Raw genomic sequence first — 16,485 nt, 5'->3', positions numbered from 1 at the left:
GCTCAGCGGGGTGACGGTATCGGGGCAGTAGTTCTTTCGGCCCGGGCGGTCATCCCGCCCGGGCCTTTCTTTTGCTCCCTGTCCGGCTCACGCGTTCCCCGTTAAGCTTCGGGTCGCGATACTTGTTAAGACTCATAAGCGACCGCTCAACGGAGTGCCGAATGCGCGTTCTGGTCATCGAAGACAACAGCGACATCGCGACCAACATCGGGGATTACCTCGAGGATCGCGGCCACGTGGTCGATTTCGCCGGCGACGGGGTCACGGGCCTGCACCTGGCCGTGGTCCACGATTTCGACGTGATCGTGCTCGACCTCACCCTGCCGGGCATGGACGGCCTCGACGTGGCGAAGAAGCTCCGCCACGAGGCCCACAAGCAGACCCCCGTGCTCATGCTCACCGCGCGCGACTCGCTCGACCACAAGCTCACCGGCTTCGAGTCCGGCGCCGACGACTACATGACCAAGCCCTTCGCGCTGCAGGAGCTCGCCGCGCGCCTGGAAGTGCTGGCCCGTCGCGGCAAGGGCCCGCAGAGCCGCGTGCTCAAGGTCGGCGGCCTCACGTACAACCTCGATACCCTCACCGTCACCCGCGAGGGCAAGAGCATCCAGCTCAACCCGATCGGCCTGAAGTTGCTTCAGGCGCTCATGGAGGCGAGCCCGTCGGTCGTCACCCGGCAAGACCTCGAACAGCGCGTGTGGGGCGAAGAGCTGCCCGACTCCGATTCGCTGCGCGTACACATCCATGGCCTGCGCGCCGCCATCGACAAGCCCTTCGACAAACCCCTGATCCATACGCGTCACGGTATCGGATACCGCATGGTCGACCCGGATGCGGTCCCGACGTAAGCTCCGTTTCCGCCTCGTCGTCACCTTCACGCTGTTCGGCATCGGGCTGAGCGCGCTTTTCGCCTATGCGGCCATCAACATCCGCTCGCGGGTCGAAGAGCAGCTGATCAACTCCGCCCTCCAGGACGAAGTCGACGCTCTCAACGAAAAGGTGCGCACGCATCCGCAGGAGGCGCCGCAGTTCGACATCCTGAAGGCGGCCACCTTCAGCGACCGCACGCTCTACCGGGCGCCGCTGGCGTGGCAGCCCCTCGACTCGGGCGTGCACGACATCTACGAGACCGACCGCGAGGGCAAGAGCCGCCATTACAAGGTGGCGGTGAGGCACGAGGGCGGCATCATCAGCTTCCTGCAGTTCGACGTGTCGCGCGACGAACTGGGCAAGCGGCAGCTGCTCACCAGCGTCATCGCGGCGGTGTTCCTTTTCGGTCTGTTCTCCATCGTGCTCGGCGTGTGGCTGTCCTCGCGGGTGCTGCGTCCGGTGACCGATCTCGCCCGGCGCCTGCGCGACTTCCGCCGCATGGGCAAGGCCGAACCGCTGGCCCCGCACTTCGCCGACGACGAGGTGGGCGAACTGGCGGTGGCGCTCGACGAATACGCCATGCGGCTCACCTCGGTGGTGGAGCGCGATCGCGAGTTCAATTCGGACGTGAGCCACGAGTTGCGCACGCCGCTGGCGGTGATCGCCAGCACCACGGAGCTGTTGCAGGGCTCGCCCGACCTCACCGACAAGCTGCGCGAGCGCCTGAAGCGCATCGAGCGTGCGTCGCGTCAGGCCACGGAACTGATCGAGGCCTTGCTGCTGCTGTCGCGCGCGGAGCGTCGCGGCCCCACGCGTGGCGAAACCACCGACGTGGCCAAGGTCGCGTCCGATGTCATCGAGAGCCAGCGTCCGCAGATGGGCGGCAAACCGATCGAGATCGAACTGATCTCCGACGGCACGGTCACGGTGAACGCCCCGGCGTCGGTGCTTTCCGTGGCGCTCACCAATCTCATCGGCAACGCCATCAAGTACACGATGGAAGGCAAGGTCACGGTACGCGTGCTCGACGGCCGCGTGGACGTGATCGACACGGGTCCCGGCATCAAGCCGGAAGATGCCGAGAAGCTGTTTCAGCGTGGCATCCGTGGCGAAAGCGCCACGGGCGGCGGCGCGGGCCTGGGCCTGGCCATCGTGCGGCGCCTGTGCGAGCTGTACGACTGGGACGTGTCGCTGCGGCCGCGTCCGGAGATGGCCGGCGCCATTTCCACCATCGATTTCCGCTAGGCCATTCGCCGATACGATCGGCTCCCACCCCTTCGGTAGCCGGCTTCCTGCCGAAGGGGGGGGCGATCGTATCGGCGAAACCAGGTCGCGACGGCATGCATGTCATCGCAATGCGTGGGTACGTCCACGCGTCTGTCATCTGCACTGTCATGAAGCTTTCATTTGGACGGCCGACCATGCGGCGTTTCCGTAACGCGTGATGGGCGGACTCAGGGGAGGCCCGCCGCCATGCGTTCATGAACGTAAGGACGCCTTTCCGTGTTCAAGCCCACCGTTCTGGCCATCGCCCTCGGCATGGCCCTCGCTCCGTCCGCCCACGCGACGGATACCGACACCCATCCCGCCGATGCCGCCGCCAACCGCGACAAGGCCCAGGATCTCGATGCCGTCTCGGTAATCGGCACCGGCGAGACCCGCCAGGTGCAGCGCTTGCGCACAGCCGACCAGAAGGTGCTCCCGCCGGGTACCAGCCTGCAGAAGGTGCTCAACCTGCTGCCGGGCGTGAATGCGCAGTCCGTGGATGCCCTGGGCACCAACGAGCAGTCGATGACGCTGAGCCTGCGTGGCTTCAGCGGCACGCGCCTGGGTTACACGCTGGACGGCATGCCGCTCGGCGACAGCGCCTACAACAACTACAACGGCCTCTCGATCAACCGCGCCCTGATTTCCGAGAACTTCGGTGGTGCCGAGCTCTCCGAGGGCATCGGCAACCTCGGCACGCCGTCCACGAGCAACCTCGGCGGCACCGTCGCCTACACGTCCAACGATCCGTTGAAGACGATGGGCGGGCGGGTGACGCAGACCGTCGGCAGCGACGACAACCGCCGCACCTATGCCCGCTTCGACACGGGTACGTACCACGGTTTTTCGATGTACCTCTCGGGCGCGCGTACCACGTCCGGCCTCTTCAACGATCAAGACGCTTACGGCAAATCGACCACCAAGCAGTTCAACGGCAAGGCCGTGTGGGATGCCGACTGGGCGCGCATCACCGCGTTCGCCGATACCTCGCGCACGTCGCAGGCCGATTATTTCTATCTGTCGAAGGACGAACTCAGGCGGGGCCTCGGCTGGGACTGGGGCGGGTACGCGCCCGACTGGAACAAGGCCCTGTCCCGCGCCTACTGCAACAGCGGTACGTTCAACGCGAAGCTCTGCGACAAGAGCGGCCCCGACCAGGACGCCGACGGCGCGTTCACCGCGGGCCAGATCCTGCGTAGCGACGACCTGTATTACCTCGCCGGCGATTTCTTCCCCAGCGACACCGTGACGATCCACGCGCAGGTCTACCATCACGAAGACGCGGGCGAGGGCCACAACTGGAACAGCGGTACGTACTCGTACCCGGGCACGCCGCAGCAACTGCCGCTCATCTTCCGCAACACGCTCTACACCATCAACCGCACGGGTGCGCTGTTGTCGGCCGGTTGGGACATCGATAACCAGCATATCGAAGGCGGCGTCTGGTACGAGCACAACATCTCCAGCGCCTCGCGATACAGCAGCTACGTGACCGGCCCGCGCGACCTCAGCGGTTCCATCGACACGCAGCCGGACCTCGGTGTGTTCGACCAGCGCACGGTATGGAACACGCGCCAGGCCTATGTGCAGGATACGATCCGTTTCCTCGACGATCGCCTCACCGTGGACGTGGGCGTGAAGAGCCCGCACGTCACCTCGCAGGCCCAGGCGCTGCCCGGGGATGCCGTGAAGCCGATCCCCGCCAACTCGAACAACCAGTTCGCCAGCGGGAAACTCAGTGCCAGCAAGGCCCTGCTACCGCAGTTCGGCGTGCGCTACAGGATCGACAACGAACAGGAAGTGTTCACCAGCTTCGCCAAGAACATCGCCATGTTCCAGGGTGGTTTCAAATTGGGCCCGCAGGCCGTCAGCCAGGCCACCTGGGATTCGCAGCCCTCGCTCAAGCCCGAGAAGTCGCGCAGCCTCGAGGCCGGTTACCGTATCGAAACCGGGGACATCGCCGCGTCGGCCGCCGTGTACAACGTGCGTTTCGACAATCGCCTGCTGCAGTACAACCCCTGCGATTCGCGCCAGCCCGTGGGTCCCTCCTGCGGTAACCGCTTCTACAACGTGGGCGGCGTGGACAGCCACGGCGTGGAACTCACCTTCGTGTGGACGCCGATCGAGAGCATCCGCTGGTACAACTCCGCCTCGTACAACCGCTCCACCTACGCCAGCGACTATGTGCAGGCCGGCGTGGTGCAGCACACCAAGGGCAAGATCCAGACCGATACGCCGACGAAGCTCTTCTCGACGCAGATCGACTGGACCCAGGGCGCATGGTTCGCTTCGCTGCGCGGCAAGTACACCGGCAAGCGTTTCTACACCTACACCAACGACCAGGGGTTCGGCGGCTTCACGACGTGGGATCTCTCGGCGGGTTACGACTTCGGCGCATTCTCGGTGGCGAAGGACGTCCGCCTCACGTTCAACGTGACCAACCTCGGCGACAAGCGCTACGCCAGCAACTTCGACTCCAGCGCGTTCGTCCCGAGCGATCCGAAGGGCACGGCCTACGTGTTCCATGCGTCGGCGCCGCGCCAGTACTTCGCGAACCTGGACGTGCGCTTCTGATGCGCGTGCACCTCGCGGGACTGATCGCCACGTGCCTGATCGGAAGCGTCGCGGCGCAGTCCCTCGAGGTGCGCAAGCCGGACATCGCCACCGCGCCGTTGCCGCGGAGCATCGAGGACGGTGGCGTGACCTACGTCGACCAAGGCCTTGTGGCCGCCGGCTCGCTGCCGGCGGGGACGGTGGACTTCCTGGGCGACACGTTGGGCTCGTTCTCGTCGTTGCAGATCGAGCCGGGGACGTGGAGGCGCGAAGGCGATAGGTATACGGGTGTGGTGTGGACGTTGCCAGACCGTGGGCGCAACGATCCGGAGCATGCGCTGTTCTACGATTATCGCGGACGGATGCATCGCTTTCGCATCACCGTGGCGCTTCCGCGATCGGGATTCGCCGACGCGGTCGGCTCCCACCCCTCCGGTAGCAAGGCTGCCAGGGACGCGGAGGCGTCGCTACCGAAGGGGTGGGAGCCGATCGTATCGGCGAACCCGGCGCGCAGCGTCGGGACGGTGACGGTCATGCCGTACGGCGGAAAAACACTCAAAGACTTCAACGGCAAGCCCTTCACCGGCGCCGAACCCGCCAAGGGCATCCTCACCGAACACGGCATCGTTCTTCCGGCCCCGGCCAAGGGCATCGGTGCCGGCAAGATTTCCCTCGACGCCGAATCCCTCCAGTTCACGCGCGATGGCGGTTTCTACGTCGGCGACGAATACGCCGCGAATGTCTACCGCTTCGATCGCTCCGGCAAACTCACCGGCATCATCGTGCCGCCGAGAGCCATCCGTCCGCTCGATAAGGACGGCAAGCCCGACTTCACCTCGCTGAAGCCACCCGCCACCGGCCGCCGCAACAACCAGGGCGTGGAAGGCATGGCCCTCTCGCCCGACGGCACGCGCCTCTTCGTGGCGTTGCAGAGCGCGCTCGTGCAGGACAGCCTGCCCGGCGGCGCGTCGGGCCGCACGCTGACCCGCGTGCTCGTCTACGACGTGAGCCACGACGACACGCCCTCGACGCCGATCGGCCATTACGTGGTCGAGCTGCCTTCCTACACCGCGAGCGGCGATGGCGGCACACCGGACAAGACAGCCGCCCAGAGCGAAATCCGCGTACTCGACGACCATCGTTTCCTCATGCTGGCGCGCGACGGCGCCGGCTGGGGCGCGGAAGGTGGCAAGCCCATCGTCTTCAAGCAGGTGATTCTGGTGGACATCGATGGCGCCACGAACCTGGCGGGTACGCCCTACGAGAACGCTACCCGTTCCGTGCTCGACGGAAAGCGCCTGCGGGACGACATCCATGCCGCATCGTCGAAGCCCTTCGTCAACCTGCTCGACCCCGACGATCTGGCCCGCGCGGGACTCGGCCTGACGGTGGGCGAGGGCAGGGCGCAGATTTCCGAGAAATGGGAGGCGATGGACCTCGTGCCCGCCCTCGACCCCGCGCACCCGGACGACGTCTTCCTGCTGGTCGGCAACGACAACGACTTCATCGCAAAGCATTGCGTCATGGATGGACAGCGCTGCGATTCACCGATCGACAACGACAACCGCGTACTCGTCTACCGGCTCACCCTGCCGGGATTTCGTTCCACCACCGCTCCCAACCACTGAAGGTGCCAAGCGCATGATGAAACGTACGTTGCTTTCGCTCCTCACCGCGTCGCTGCTGCTCGGCGCCGCGACCGCCCAGGCCAATTCCCCGGCCTACGTCGACAGCAAGGAATACAAGGCCCTGCTCGATCCCTCGCGCTTCGCGAGCAACCCCTCGTCGGCCGCCGCCACGTTGCTGCACGACCTCGGTACGCGGCTCACGGCGCTGAAGTTCGACAAGACGGTGACCGGCAATTTCAGCGCGGGCGATCGCGATACGCTCACCTACATCGACACGCCGCACACCTGCCAGTTGATGGCGCGCGGTTACTCGGTGCGCACGCGCGCCGGCGACCACAACGACATCCAGTTCAAGTTCCGCCATCCCGACGAAGAGCTCTCGTACTGGACGGACGTCACCGGCGCGGGCAAGAACCAGAAAACCAAGCTGGAAACGGACGTGACGCCGGGCAACCTCGTGCTGGCGCACTCGACCAGCCAGGACGCGACGACCACGCCGGCCACCGTGGCCGACCTCGTCAAGCAGTTCCCCGGCGCGTCGGCATTGTCGGACATCTCCAGCGCCTCGCTGTCGAAGGTGGCGGGCGTCACGGTGACGCAGCAGGAATACGACGGCCCCGAGTCCGACATCGGCCAGTCGGTGGCGGAATTCACGCTCACCCTGTGGTACGTCGACGGCGCCACTACGCCGGCGCTCGCCGAGCTGTCGTTCCGCGTCGAAGCCGACGACGACAAGTACTTCACCACGCCGGTGCTGCAGCGTTCGCAGGTGCTCAACCAGGCACTGGGTTCCATCGGCAACGGCTGGAACCTCGCCAACGACGGCGGCAAGACGACCTGGCTATACGCCTACCGTTCGTCGAGCTATCCGAACGGCTTCTGCAACTAAAAGCATCGCGGACAGGGTCCGCTCCCACCCTCTGGTAGAAAGCCCGCTACCGAAGGGTGGGAGCGGACCCTGTCCGCGATGGAGCATCAAGGTGCCGAAGCGCCCACGCGCATCGACGGCGCAGACGTTTCCAGCAGGTCGCACGAGCGCACGCCCTTCTGGCCATCGGCCGTCGACATCAGGTGCAGCGTCGAGCGAGCCGTCCACACGCCCATCTTCACTTCCTGCCACACGTAGTACGACTGCCCCGCCTTCGTGTCCAGGTCGAGGGAAGTGTTCTTCTCGGCATGTGACGTGATCACATGCTTGCCCGGTGCGAGTGCGAGACGCAGGAACGATTTGGGTCCGGTTTCACCGGCCATGACGCCATCGACGTCGACACCCATCTTGATGGCGCTGCCCATGATTTCGTCGCGATAGACATAGACCACCGCCTTGTCGGTGATCGGCGCGAAGGTCTTGGCTTGCGCGTTGGCGGCGGTGCTGGCCTTGTTGACGCTGGCGCAGCCACTGACGAGGCACGCCACGGCGATGGCCGCGGCGGCGAGATGCGTGAACTTCATGTTTTTCCCCTGTGTGATAGCCAGTCCGGATTTGGCTTGCTCCCTGGCCGGCGCATCCTATCGTGGGATGCGCCGGTCGCACAGAGGAATATGGCGAAGGGATTAGACCGGCTCGAGCCAGCCCCAGCGATCCGGCGTCTTGCCGGTGAACAACCCGAAGAACAGCTCCTGCAGACGGCGCGTCACCGGACCGGCCTTGCCGGTGCCGATGGTCTTGCCGTCCACCGAGCGGATCGGGGTGACTTCGGCGGCGGTGCCGCACATCAGGATCTCGTCGGCGAGGTAGAGGTATTCGCGCGGCAGGTCGCGCTCGATCACTTCGATGCCTTCTTCGCGGGCCAGCGTGATGAGCGTGTGGCGCGTGATGCCGGTGAGGATCGAGGCGCTGGCCGGCGTGGTGTGCAGGGCGCCGTCGAACACGAGGAACAGGTTCTCGCCCGCGCCTTCGCTCAGGAGGCCCGTGGAAGCCAGCGCGATGCCCTCGCCGAAGCCGAGGCGGCGCGCCTCGCGGGCGATGAGCTGGCCCGAGAGGTAATTGCCGCCGGCCTTGGCGCCGGCCGGGATGGTGTTGGGCGCGAAACGCTGCCAGCTCGACACGCAGGCGTCGATGCCGTTTTCCAGCGCCTCGGGTCCGAGATAGGGGCCCATGTGCCACGCGGCCACGGCCGTGCTGATGGGGCACTCGGCCGAGAGACCGAAGCCGCCGAGGTCGCGGAACGACACCGGGCGCAGGTAGGCGGCCTTCAGGCCGTTCTTCTTCACCACCTCACGGCAGGCCTCGGCCAGCTCATCGATGGAGTAGCCGATGTCCATGTCGTAGATCTTCGCCGACAGGTAGAGGCGCTTGAGGTGATCGGTGAGGCGGAAGATCGCCGCGCCGTCAGGCGTCTCGTAGCTGCGGATGCCCTCGAAGACCGAGGAGCCGTAATGCAGGGCGTGCGCCATCACGTGGACGGTGGCATCGCGCCAGTGCTTGATCTGGCCGTTCTGCCAGATCCATTCGGGGTAGTTCTGCGACATGGGGGGGAGGGCTCCACAAAAGACCGCCCATGATAACGGTTGCCCCGACCGGTCACATGGCGCGTCGCGTCAGAACGGGGCCGGATGGAGGCGGCAGGCGGTCAGGCCGGAGGCCGCAGCCAGAGGCAGCCCGATTCGCGGGTGACGCCGAAATGGGCCTGTTGCGTCTGGCCGGTGCGGCCGGTGACCACTTCGAGGCCCGCGCTTTCGTCGCCCTGCAGCGAAAGCAGGGGTTGCTTCACCAGGGCGCCGAGGCGCTGGATGCTGTCCACGGCGCCGTTGCTGCCGTAGCCGCTCCACAGTACGAGAGCGCCCACGCGGTTGGCGTCGTGCGTGGCGAAGGCGCGCGCCAGGCCCTCACGCAGCTCGCCGAGGTCTTTGGCGCAGAGCATGCCGGTGGTGGGCGCACCGGGTGCCGCCGTGGTCGACGTCGGCGGCGGCGCGATGGAGGTGGCCCCGACGGCCGAGCAGGGCTGGTCGCTATAGACCGGGTTGCCGTCCGCGCCGACGCATCGGTGGATGACGTTCTGGGCCAGGGCGGGGAGCGGCGCGAGAAGCAGGAGGAAGAGGATGGCGCGTTTCAAGCGGTGGCACGGAAGCTAAGGGAGCGAAGCGCCATCATCCGGGTAAATCCGCGTTCGCGAGGTGATGGCGCGCACAGTCAGGAGGCAAGGCGTTCCAGCACCGAGATCGTCGCCCGGGCGCGGTTGATCGTATAGAAGTGCAGGCCCGGGGCGCCGCCGTCGAGCAGGCGGCGGCAAAGCTCGGCCACCACGTCGGCGCCGAGTTCGCGGATGGAGGCCGCGTCGTCGCCGTGGGCCTGCATGCGCTTGACGATCCAGCGGGGGATTTCGGCGCCGCACTGGTCCGAGAAGCGGCGCAACTGGCTGAAATTGGCGATCGGCATGATGCCCGGCACGATCGGCAGGTCCACGCCGAGCTTGGTCACGTCGTCGACGAAGCGGAAATAGGCGTCGGGATTGAAGAAGTACTGGGTGATGGCGCCGTTGGCGCCCGCATCGCACTTGGCCTTGAAATGACGCAGGTCGGCCAGCGCGTTCTCCGCCTGGGGATGGGTTTCCGGATAGGCGGCCACTTCGATATGGAAGTGGTCGCCGCTGTGCTCGCGGATGTAGGCCACCAGCTCCGCCGCGTAGCGGAAGTCGCCGGGCGTGGCCATGCCCGAGGGCAGGTCGCCGCGCAGCGCCACGATGCGGCGGCAGCCGCGATCGCGGTATTCGTCGAGCAGGGCGCGGATCTCGGCCTTGGTGCCGCCCATGCAGGAGAGATGGGGCGCCACCGACAGCCCGTGCTCGTTGCGCAGCCGCTTCACCGTTTCGCCCGTGTAGCTCAGCGTGGAGCCGCCCGCGCCGAAGGTAACCGAGACGTAGTCCGGCGCATGGGCCTTGAGCCGCTCGGCGGCCTTGTCGAGCTGGTCGCGCTGTTCGTCGGTCTTGGGCGGGAAGAACTCGAAGCTGATGGCGGGCATGCGGTCGTCTCGGCGTGGTTGCCCGAAGTATATATCTTTCCATCCAGATGGAAAGATGGCTATCCCTCACCGTCATTCCTGCGACCGCAGGAATCCAGCGCCTCGGTTATCGGTTATCGGTTATCGCGTCGCCCTGCCATCGGTTCATTCGCTACATGCATCCACGCGCCTTTGGCGCGAAAAGCGATGCGGACCGAGGCGGTCGTCCCGACCGCGCGCCCTGTCGGCCGCACGTCGCCCGTCCCTTTCGGGGCACGGACCTCTACGCGGGATGTTCCGACTCGCCATCCATGGCTCGGCGGAAAACGACGGTCATCCTGACCGTCGCCCCTGCGGGGTCTCTTCCGTCCCGAGGTCCTCGGACGCCTACTGCGGCCAGGTCTCTTTCGACGGTGCCGTTTCGTGCGAGTCGGTGATGGCGTGGGAGCCGACTTCGTCGGCGATTCGAGCGTGCGGTACGTTTGCAGCGCTACGATCAAAAGCCGATGGGACGTTGTCGCCCCCTCGGACGAGAGGCGCTGGGTTCCTGCGTGCGCAGGAACGACGGGCTACAAGAATGACCGTGGCGTATAACCCCCTCACGTCGTTCCTGCGCACGCAGGAACCCAGTGCGGTGCATGCGGGCAAGCGACACGCTCACCTACACCTTGTCCCACTGCATCCGCCCATGCGCCCGCATCGCACACCGCGTTCCCATCGCCGTCAACGTACTCACCGCACCCAAGGCCAACGCCATCCGCTGCCGATCCGGTAGCTCCGTCTCCTGCATCGATTCCACCAACAGATCGGTTACCCCACGCGCGTACTGCAACCATTCCGCCGCACGGTTCAACAGCTCATCCACCGTCGCATCCGCATCGAACGTCAAACACTCATCCATCGAAAATCCTCCAAGGTGCGGCACGCCACCAACGACGTGCCGCGATGAAACACATCGCCCAAGGCCATGAGATCTCACCGGCCCGCCCGTGACCGGGCGCCGGAAGCATTTTGATCGAGGAAGCAGGCGACGCCCCGCGTCTTACGGGCGCACGTGACCGCGCCGGGTAAGAACGGCAAGAAACATCTCAAGCCCGAACGGCGGGCGCCGCGGTTCGTCAACCGTGTCTGGAAGAACGCCAGACGGCCCGGTAACCGTTGAGGGTGTCGCCACTGGGAAGCGGCGAGCGAGGTAATGCCTTAGACTTCGACATAGCCGAATCAACTCCACTTAAGTTGGTTAGGTCAGCGGGCCAACGGGTGTCTCACCACCCCTGGCCCGCGCTTCTCACCGCATCGAGCGATGGTTGCCTGTGCAGCGCATTCGAAACACGGCGCAGGCAACGACACGAAACTACCAAAACACGTCCGTGTTGTATGTAGTCGCCTGACATCCCCATCAGCCGTCGCCTGCTACCGAAGGGGGTGGGAGCCGATCGTATCGGCGATTCCTACGAAGCGAACATTCCACGTACAAGACAACTTGAGTTGTTTCTCAGTCCACCAGTAAATCCTATTGACTATCGCTCGCTCACTTGGCAGCATGACTTCACTTTCAAAACGCCCTCCCGGTTCGCCGGGAGGGCGTTTCGTTTTGTTTCCCGCCAACAAAACGGAATCACGGCATGAAAGTTCTCACTGAAACTCATCGGGCATCGACCAGCCACCTTGGTTACGTGCGCCACGGCATCGGCCCGATCCACGTCCTGGTGATGCACGACTGGCTCGGCGATCATTCAAACTACGACGAGATCGTCCCGTGGCTCGACACCCAAACGCTCACCTATGTCTTCGTCGACCTGCGTGGATACGGCCTGTCCATCGATCTCGAGGGTGATTACACGGTCGAAGAAATCGCGGCCGACTGCCTGACGCTGGCCGATCGTCTCGGATGGGATTGCTTCCACGTCATCGGCCACTCAATGACCGGCATGATCTCGCAACGCCTGGTGGCGGACGCGCCTTCCCGCGTCGTGAGCGCCATCGCCGTGTGCCCCATCTCCGCCGCCGGAAATCGCCTTGGTCCGGAAGCGCTGGCCTTCTTCGCGAGCACGGTGGATGACGATGCCGCGCTCGGCCGATTGTTCAAATTCGTTTCCGGCGGGCTTTCGGACGAATGGGTCGAAAGCAAGGTGCGACACAACCGCGGCGTGGTGGCACCGGCCTGCCGTGCGAGGTATCTCGACATGCTGGTCACCGCGGACTTCGTCGATGACGTGCGAGGTCTCGAAACCCCTTTCCTAGTCATCGTCGGCAGTGAGGATCCCGGGCTCGACGAGGCCGCCATGAAGCGTACGTTTCTATCTTGGCATCCGAACGCGGAATTGCATGTCATGGCCGACTGCGGTCACTATCCGATGCAGGTGGCCCCGGCACGTTTCGCTGCCCTCATCGAGAGTTACCTGAATCGTCAGGTCGTCCGGGCATAAAAAAAGGCGCCCGGTCGGGGCGCCTTTTTCTCGTCGACGAAGACAATCGATCAATAGCGATAATGATCCGGCTTGTACGGCCCTTCCACCGGCACGCCGATGTAGTCGGCCTGTTCCTTGGTGAGCGTGGTGAGCTTCACGCCGATCTGCGCGAGGTGCAGGCGGGCCACTTCCTCGTCGAGCTTCTTCGGCAGGCGATACACCGTCTTCTCGTATTTGTCCTTGTTCGCCCACGAATTCCTCGATTTCATGGACGAGTCCCAGCGGGCCGATGCTTGGACGGGGCCTGTCATGTTTCCCATCCGCAGTCTAATCCTGGCGGAGAATGGGCTCTTCATAGTCGATGAAACCAAGGTGTTCCTGATCGGCGAGGAAAGATTGCACTTCCGTGAGATTTACCTTTTCGGGGATGCTGGTGGCTAATAGATTGAAGTCTTTGGAATACTCGGTAAGGCATCCCATCGTCATCAACGCTTGATTGATTGGGTCCAGCGCATCGCGATTGAAGAAAACGACTCTTATGAGTGAATTGCCTGACTTCTTGATCAAGCCGTCGAACCAGAGCACGCCTTCTTTCTCGACGACTTTGAGTAAGTCACCCAACGTCGCATGGGTGCTGAAGAATGGTATGTTCTCGAGGACGTATTCACCCACGCGTTCCGCTTGCCTTGCCCACAACGACTCAGCACCCACCGGAGGGTAGCCATCGGCATCCTGCTCGATTCGAAAAAAACTTTTTTCAACTCGCTCATGAGTGGCTCCATTTTTCGGAATGCATTTACAGCCGAGAGCTACTTCTTGGCGAGCGATCCAGTCCAATCTGGTTCCTCATGGCAAACGTAGAAGGATGGGATACTTTCGTCCGATATTGATCTCGTCCATCAATAATTCTTGTTACAGCAGAAATCTATGGAATTTCGATCAGGTAAATTCCATATGGGCCATTGGTTGATTGATAATATCTATCTTCGAATTTTCTTAAAAACATAAGGTATGTCGAGCCGATTTTGCAGCATAAGGGATCCTCTTCCGCGATCGGTCCGTTAAATAGGACTTCGAAGTCCTTGGGTGGCTCGCCTTTGAGCAGTGATTTTACTCGCACGGATGCACAGCTGCTTAGTTCAACACATGATTTTGTGTTGATGGAGGCAATTTTTGCTATTAGCACCAAGTCGGAGTTTTCCACTTTCTGCGAGAGGCTGATTTCCTTGTATTGGTTGGAGTATCCAGTTTGTGAGCAGCAGAGCAGAGCGGAGGCTAAGGTACTCAACGGCAGTATTTTTGGATTCTTCGAAGTTCTTGTGGTCATGTTTTACTCCTGGTGCGACGGTTCGGGAGCACGTTGCCCGCTTCCTGGAACTTCGTTTCTGATCCTGTTTTCGTCCTCCACAGCGTTGCCAGTCTGGGTACCTATAACGTGGGGAATGGCATGTCCGCCTAGTTCATGCGCCAAAATGTCGGCTGGGGTGTCACGCAAAGGTTCGCCGGAAACATCCTTAAGTGTTGTGTTTGAATTTCCGGAAATGACAACCTTCTGATTGCCGCCGCTTCTCGCGCCAATCGTTACTCCGCCTCCTGCATCAGCATCTACTTTCTTAATGACTCCGCTGCGGGGGTCTGTGTAAGTTCTTCCTATCGAAATGGAAATCACGGATTTACTGCTGATCGCAGATTTGAGTTCCGCCGTGTAGGTGCTGGAATACTTCGATGCATCGCCTTTGGCATCGGTCAGTTGGAGATTTCCATCCTTGTCGGCACCGAAAGTTCCCAATGCTCTGGAGTTGATCAGCTCGACGAGGGTTGCCTCGTTATTAGTCAGGTGAACTATCTTCCCTGTAGGATCGGTATTTACCACAGGGTTGTCGTTGGCATAGACATAGCGATTGAAATTGAAAGAGTCGCCTGTCGAGGGTGCTATCGGATCTATGCTTAGAAATCGACCTACCGCAGGGTCGTAATAGCGAGCTTGCATGTAGATGAGCCCGGTGTCCGGGTCGCTCACATGCCCTGTGTATCCGGGTCCGGGTCCCGAATCCCCCAGCACTTGCTCTCCATAGGGGCGCCGCTCCGCTGTGGTCAGAATATTGCCTTGCTCGTCCGCCGTGGCGAGAACGGTGCCCTGAGGATCGGTATAGTAATAAGTGACTTTCGTGTCCTGGGCCGGCGCAATAGCCGAAAAGGCCAAGCCCATCAAGAAGATGAGGCATCTCGTGTAGTTGCTCATTCCATTGTCCCCTGTTAAGTCGCTCCCTCGGCGACCTGTCGGATGCTCGCAATTCCGGGCGGCAGCCGTCAATTCAAAAAGAAAGGCGCCCCAAGGGGCGCCTTTCTCACGAGCCAACCACCCGCCCGATCAGTAACGATAATGATCCGGCTTGTACGGCCCTTCCACCGGCACGCCGATGTAGTCGGCCTGTTCCTTGGTGAGCGTGGTGAGCTTCACGCCGATCTGCGCGAGGTGCAGGCGGGCCACTTCCTCGTCGAGCTTCTTCGGCAGGCGATACACCGTCTTCTCGTAGGTGTCCTTGTTCGCCCACAGGTCGAGCTGGGCGAGGGTCTGGTTGGAGAAGCTGTTCGACATCACGAAACTCGGGTGGCCGTGGGCGCAGCCGAGGTTCACCAGGCGGCCTTCGGCGAGCATGTAGATGCTGTTGCCGGTGGAGGCGAAGGTGTAGCGGTCCACCTGCGGCTTGATCGTTTCGCGGGTCGCATCCTTCGACGCGTTCAGGCGATCCATCTGGATCTCGTTGTCGAAGTGGCCGATGTTGCAGACCAGGGCGTTGTTCTTCATCTTCGCCATGTGCTCGAGCGTGATGATGTCCTTGTTGCCCGTGGTGGTGACGTAGATGTCGGCCATGCCGAGGGTGTCTTCGACGGTGGTGACCTGGAAACCTTCCATCGCCGCCTGCAGGGCGTTGATCGGATCGATTTCGGTGACGATCACGCGGGCGCCGAAGCCCTTGAGCGAATGCGCGCAGCCCTTGCCCACGTCACCGTAGCCGCACACCACGGCGACCTTGCCGGCGACCATGAGGTCGGTGGCGCGCTTGATGCCGTCGGCGAGCGATTCGCGGCAGCCGTAGAGGTTGTCGAACTTGCTCTTGGTGACCGAATCGTTGACGTTGATGGCCGGCACCAGCAGCTTGCCCGCTTCGGCGAGCTGGTAGAGACGGTGCACGCCGGTGGTGGTCTCCTCGGACACGCCCTTCCACTCGGCGGCGATCTTCTTGAACCAGCCCGGACGCGCGGCGGCCGTCTTCTTGACCAGGTTCTTGATGACCTGCTCTTCGTGGTTACCGCTCGGGGTGTTGACCCAGTCGCTGCCGTCTTCGAGCTCGACGCCCTTGTGGATGAACAGGGTGGCGTCGCCGCCATCGTCGACGATCAGCTGCGGGCCCAGCTTGCCCGGGTGGGTGAGCATGTCGAGGGTGCATTCCCAGTATTCCTCCAGCGACTCGCCCTTCCAGGCGAACACCGGCAGTTCGCCGGCGGCCAGGGCGGCGGCGACGTCGTCCTGCGTGGAGAAGATGTTGCACGAGGCCCAGCGGACCGAGGCGCCCAGCTCGCGGAGGGTCTCGGCGAGCACGGCGGTTTCCTTGGTGACGTGCAGCGAGCCCGAGAGGCGCACGCCCTTGAGGGGCTTCTCGGCGGCATAGCGGGCGCGGATCTGCATCAGGCCCGGCATTTCCTCTTCCGCCATGCGGATGCGGCGGCGGCCGAGGTCGGCCAGGGAGATGTCACGCACCTTGTAGTCCTGGAAGGACGAATCTTTGGTGACGGCGTTCATGGGCGTAGCTCC

The 16,485-nt window shown here is 63.3% G+C and carries 15 protein-coding genes and 1 pseudogene; 6 read left to right on the top strand and 10 right to left on the bottom strand.

Features of this window, described 5'->3' with window-relative positions; translation table 11 throughout:
- The first annotated feature begins 161 nt into the window (after positions 1-161).
- The 5 genes from L2Y94_RS18160 (at position 162) to L2Y94_RS18140 (ending at position 7,206) form a co-directional block, all read left to right on the top strand.
- Positions 162-848, top strand: coding sequence for a response regulator transcription factor (locus L2Y94_RS18160; RefSeq protein WP_144917062.1), 687 nt, complete (start codon positions 162-164; stop codon positions 846-848).
- Positions 832-2,115, top strand: a complete 1,284-nt coding sequence (locus L2Y94_RS18155) for a sensor histidine kinase (protein ID WP_247370702.1) — start codon at positions 832-834, stop codon at positions 2,113-2,115. Before L2Y94_RS18160 ends, L2Y94_RS18155 begins: the two co-directional genes overlap by 17 nt.
- Before the next feature lie 294 nt (positions 2,116-2,409).
- Positions 2,410-4,710 (top strand): TonB-dependent receptor, encoded by a 2,301-nt coding sequence (locus tag L2Y94_RS18150; protein WP_345780029.1) that lies wholly within the window; start codon positions 2,410-2,412, stop codon positions 4,708-4,710.
- On the top strand, positions 4,710-6,317 hold the full coding sequence (locus L2Y94_RS18145; RefSeq protein ID WP_247370697.1) for an esterase-like activity of phytase family protein: 1,608 nt from the start codon (positions 4,710-4,712) through the stop codon (positions 6,315-6,317). The genes L2Y94_RS18150 and L2Y94_RS18145 overlap by 1 nt, the downstream gene beginning before the upstream one ends.
- 13 nt (positions 6,318-6,330) lie before the next feature.
- Positions 6,331-7,206 (top strand): hypothetical protein, encoded by an 876-nt coding sequence (locus tag L2Y94_RS18140; protein ID WP_247370695.1) that lies wholly within the window; start codon positions 6,331-6,333, stop codon positions 7,204-7,206.
- A gap of 86 nt (positions 7,207-7,292) precedes the next feature.
- On the opposite strand, the gene L2Y94_RS18135 is transcribed toward L2Y94_RS18140, so the two are convergent.
- The 5 genes from L2Y94_RS18135 to L2Y94_RS18115 all read right to left on the bottom strand — a co-directional run bounded on the left by L2Y94_RS18135 (position 7,293) and on the right by L2Y94_RS18115 (position 11,158).
- Positions 7,293-7,769: a DUF2846 domain-containing protein gene (locus tag L2Y94_RS18135; protein ID WP_247370692.1), complete on the bottom strand. Its 477-nt coding sequence runs from the start codon at positions 7,767-7,769 to the stop codon at positions 7,293-7,295.
- 102 nt (positions 7,770-7,871) lie between these two features.
- Positions 7,872-8,789 carry a branched-chain amino acid transaminase gene (locus L2Y94_RS18130; protein ID WP_247370689.1) on the bottom strand — a complete coding sequence of 306 codons (918 nt, stop codon included), beginning with the start codon at positions 8,787-8,789 and terminating at the stop codon, positions 7,872-7,874.
- Positions 8,790-8,890: 101 nt separating this feature from the next.
- Entirely contained in the window at positions 8,891-9,373 is a 483-nt protein-coding gene (locus L2Y94_RS18125) for a DUF4124 domain-containing protein (RefSeq protein WP_247370688.1), read from the bottom strand.
- A 77-nt stretch (positions 9,374-9,450) separates the two neighbouring features.
- On the bottom strand, positions 9,451-10,278 hold the full coding sequence (gene metF / locus L2Y94_RS18120; protein ID WP_247370685.1) for a methylenetetrahydrofolate reductase [NAD(P)H]: 828 nt from the start codon (positions 10,276-10,278) through the stop codon (positions 9,451-9,453).
- Positions 10,279-10,918: 640 nt separating this feature from the next.
- Complete coding sequence (locus L2Y94_RS18115) at positions 10,919-11,158, bottom strand: hypothetical protein (protein ID WP_247370683.1); 240 nt, start codon at positions 11,156-11,158, stop codon at positions 10,919-10,921.
- Positions 11,159-11,882: 724 nt separating this feature from the next.
- On the opposite strand from L2Y94_RS18115, the gene L2Y94_RS18110 reads away from it, so the two are divergent.
- A complete protein-coding gene (locus tag L2Y94_RS18110; protein WP_247370681.1) occupies positions 11,883-12,686 on the top strand; it encodes an alpha/beta fold hydrolase in 804 nt (267 codons plus the stop codon).
- A 50-nt stretch (positions 12,687-12,736) separates the two neighbouring features.
- On the opposite strand, the pseudogene L2Y94_RS18105 reads toward L2Y94_RS18110, so the two are convergent.
- The 5 genes and pseudogenes from L2Y94_RS18105 to ahcY all read right to left on the bottom strand — a co-directional run.
- A pseudogene (locus L2Y94_RS18105) lies at positions 12,737-12,919 on the bottom strand (adenosylhomocysteinase); the annotation flags it as partial.
- Between the two features lie 76 nt (positions 12,920-12,995).
- Complete coding sequence (locus tag L2Y94_RS18100; RefSeq protein WP_247370680.1) at positions 12,996-13,505, bottom strand: DUF4265 domain-containing protein; 510 nt, start codon at positions 13,503-13,505, stop codon at positions 12,996-12,998.
- 88 nt (positions 13,506-13,593) lie between these two features.
- A complete protein-coding gene (locus tag L2Y94_RS18095; RefSeq protein ID WP_247370677.1) occupies positions 13,594-13,995 on the bottom strand; it encodes a hypothetical protein in 402 nt (133 codons plus the stop codon).
- A 3-nt stretch (positions 13,996-13,998) separates the two neighbouring features.
- Entirely contained in the window at positions 13,999-14,910 is a 912-nt protein-coding gene (locus tag L2Y94_RS18090) for an RHS repeat-associated core domain-containing protein (RefSeq protein ID WP_247370659.1), read from the bottom strand.
- A gap of 129 nt (positions 14,911-15,039) precedes the next feature.
- Positions 15,040-16,473, bottom strand: a complete 1,434-nt coding sequence (gene ahcY / locus L2Y94_RS18085) for an adenosylhomocysteinase (protein ID WP_247370657.1) — start codon at positions 16,471-16,473, stop codon at positions 15,040-15,042.
- Between the last annotated feature and the right edge of the window lie 12 nt (positions 16,474-16,485).

The organism is Luteibacter aegosomatis, assembly GCF_023078455.1.
In the GTDB taxonomy this organism is placed as follows: Bacteria; Pseudomonadota; Gammaproteobacteria; order Xanthomonadales; family Rhodanobacteraceae; genus Luteibacter; species Luteibacter aegosomatis.
This window is presented reverse-complemented; position numbering and strand designations above follow the sequence as displayed.

What these genes read in the sequence shown, in the direction of transcription:
- L2Y94_RS18160 (WP_144917062.1), top strand. Translation starts at nt 162, where the DNA reads ATGCGCGTTCTGGTCATCGAAGACAACAGCGACATCGCGACCAACATC.
- L2Y94_RS18155 (WP_247370702.1), top strand. Translation starts at nt 832, where the DNA reads ATGCGGTCCCGACGTAAGCTCCGTTTCCGCCTCGTCGTCACCTTCACG.
- L2Y94_RS18150 (WP_345780029.1), top strand. Translation starts at nt 2,410, where the DNA reads ATGGCCCTCGCTCCGTCCGCCCACGCGACGGATACCGACACCCATCCC.
- L2Y94_RS18145 (WP_247370697.1), top strand. Translation starts at nt 4,710, where the DNA reads ATGCGCGTGCACCTCGCGGGACTGATCGCCACGTGCCTGATCGGAAGC.
- L2Y94_RS18140 (WP_247370695.1), top strand. Translation starts at nt 6,331, where the DNA reads ATGATGAAACGTACGTTGCTTTCGCTCCTCACCGCGTCGCTGCTGCTC.
- L2Y94_RS18135 (WP_247370692.1), bottom strand. Translation starts at nt 7,769, where the DNA reads ATGAAGTTCACGCATCTCGCCGCCGCGGCCATCGCCGTGGCGTGCCTC.
- L2Y94_RS18130 (WP_247370689.1), bottom strand. Translation starts at nt 8,789, where the DNA reads ATGTCGCAGAACTACCCCGAATGGATCTGGCAGAACGGCCAGATCAAG.
- metF (WP_247370685.1), bottom strand. Translation starts at nt 10,278, where the DNA reads ATGCCCGCCATCAGCTTCGAGTTCTTCCCGCCCAAGACCGACGAACAG.
- L2Y94_RS18115 (WP_247370683.1), bottom strand. Translation starts at nt 11,158, where the DNA reads ATGGATGAGTGTTTGACGTTCGATGCGGATGCGACGGTGGATGAGCTG.
- L2Y94_RS18110 (WP_247370681.1), top strand. Translation starts at nt 11,883, where the DNA reads ATGAAAGTTCTCACTGAAACTCATCGGGCATCGACCAGCCACCTTGGT.
- L2Y94_RS18095 (WP_247370677.1), bottom strand. Translation starts at nt 13,995, where the DNA reads ATGACCACAAGAACTTCGAAGAATCCAAAAATACTGCCGTTGAGTACC.
- L2Y94_RS18090 (WP_247370659.1), bottom strand. Translation starts at nt 14,910, where the DNA reads ATGAGCAACTACACGAGATGCCTCATCTTCTTGATGGGCTTGGCCTTT.
- ahcY (WP_247370657.1), bottom strand. Translation starts at nt 16,473, where the DNA reads ATGAACGCCGTCACCAAAGATTCGTCCTTCCAGGACTACAAGGTGCGT.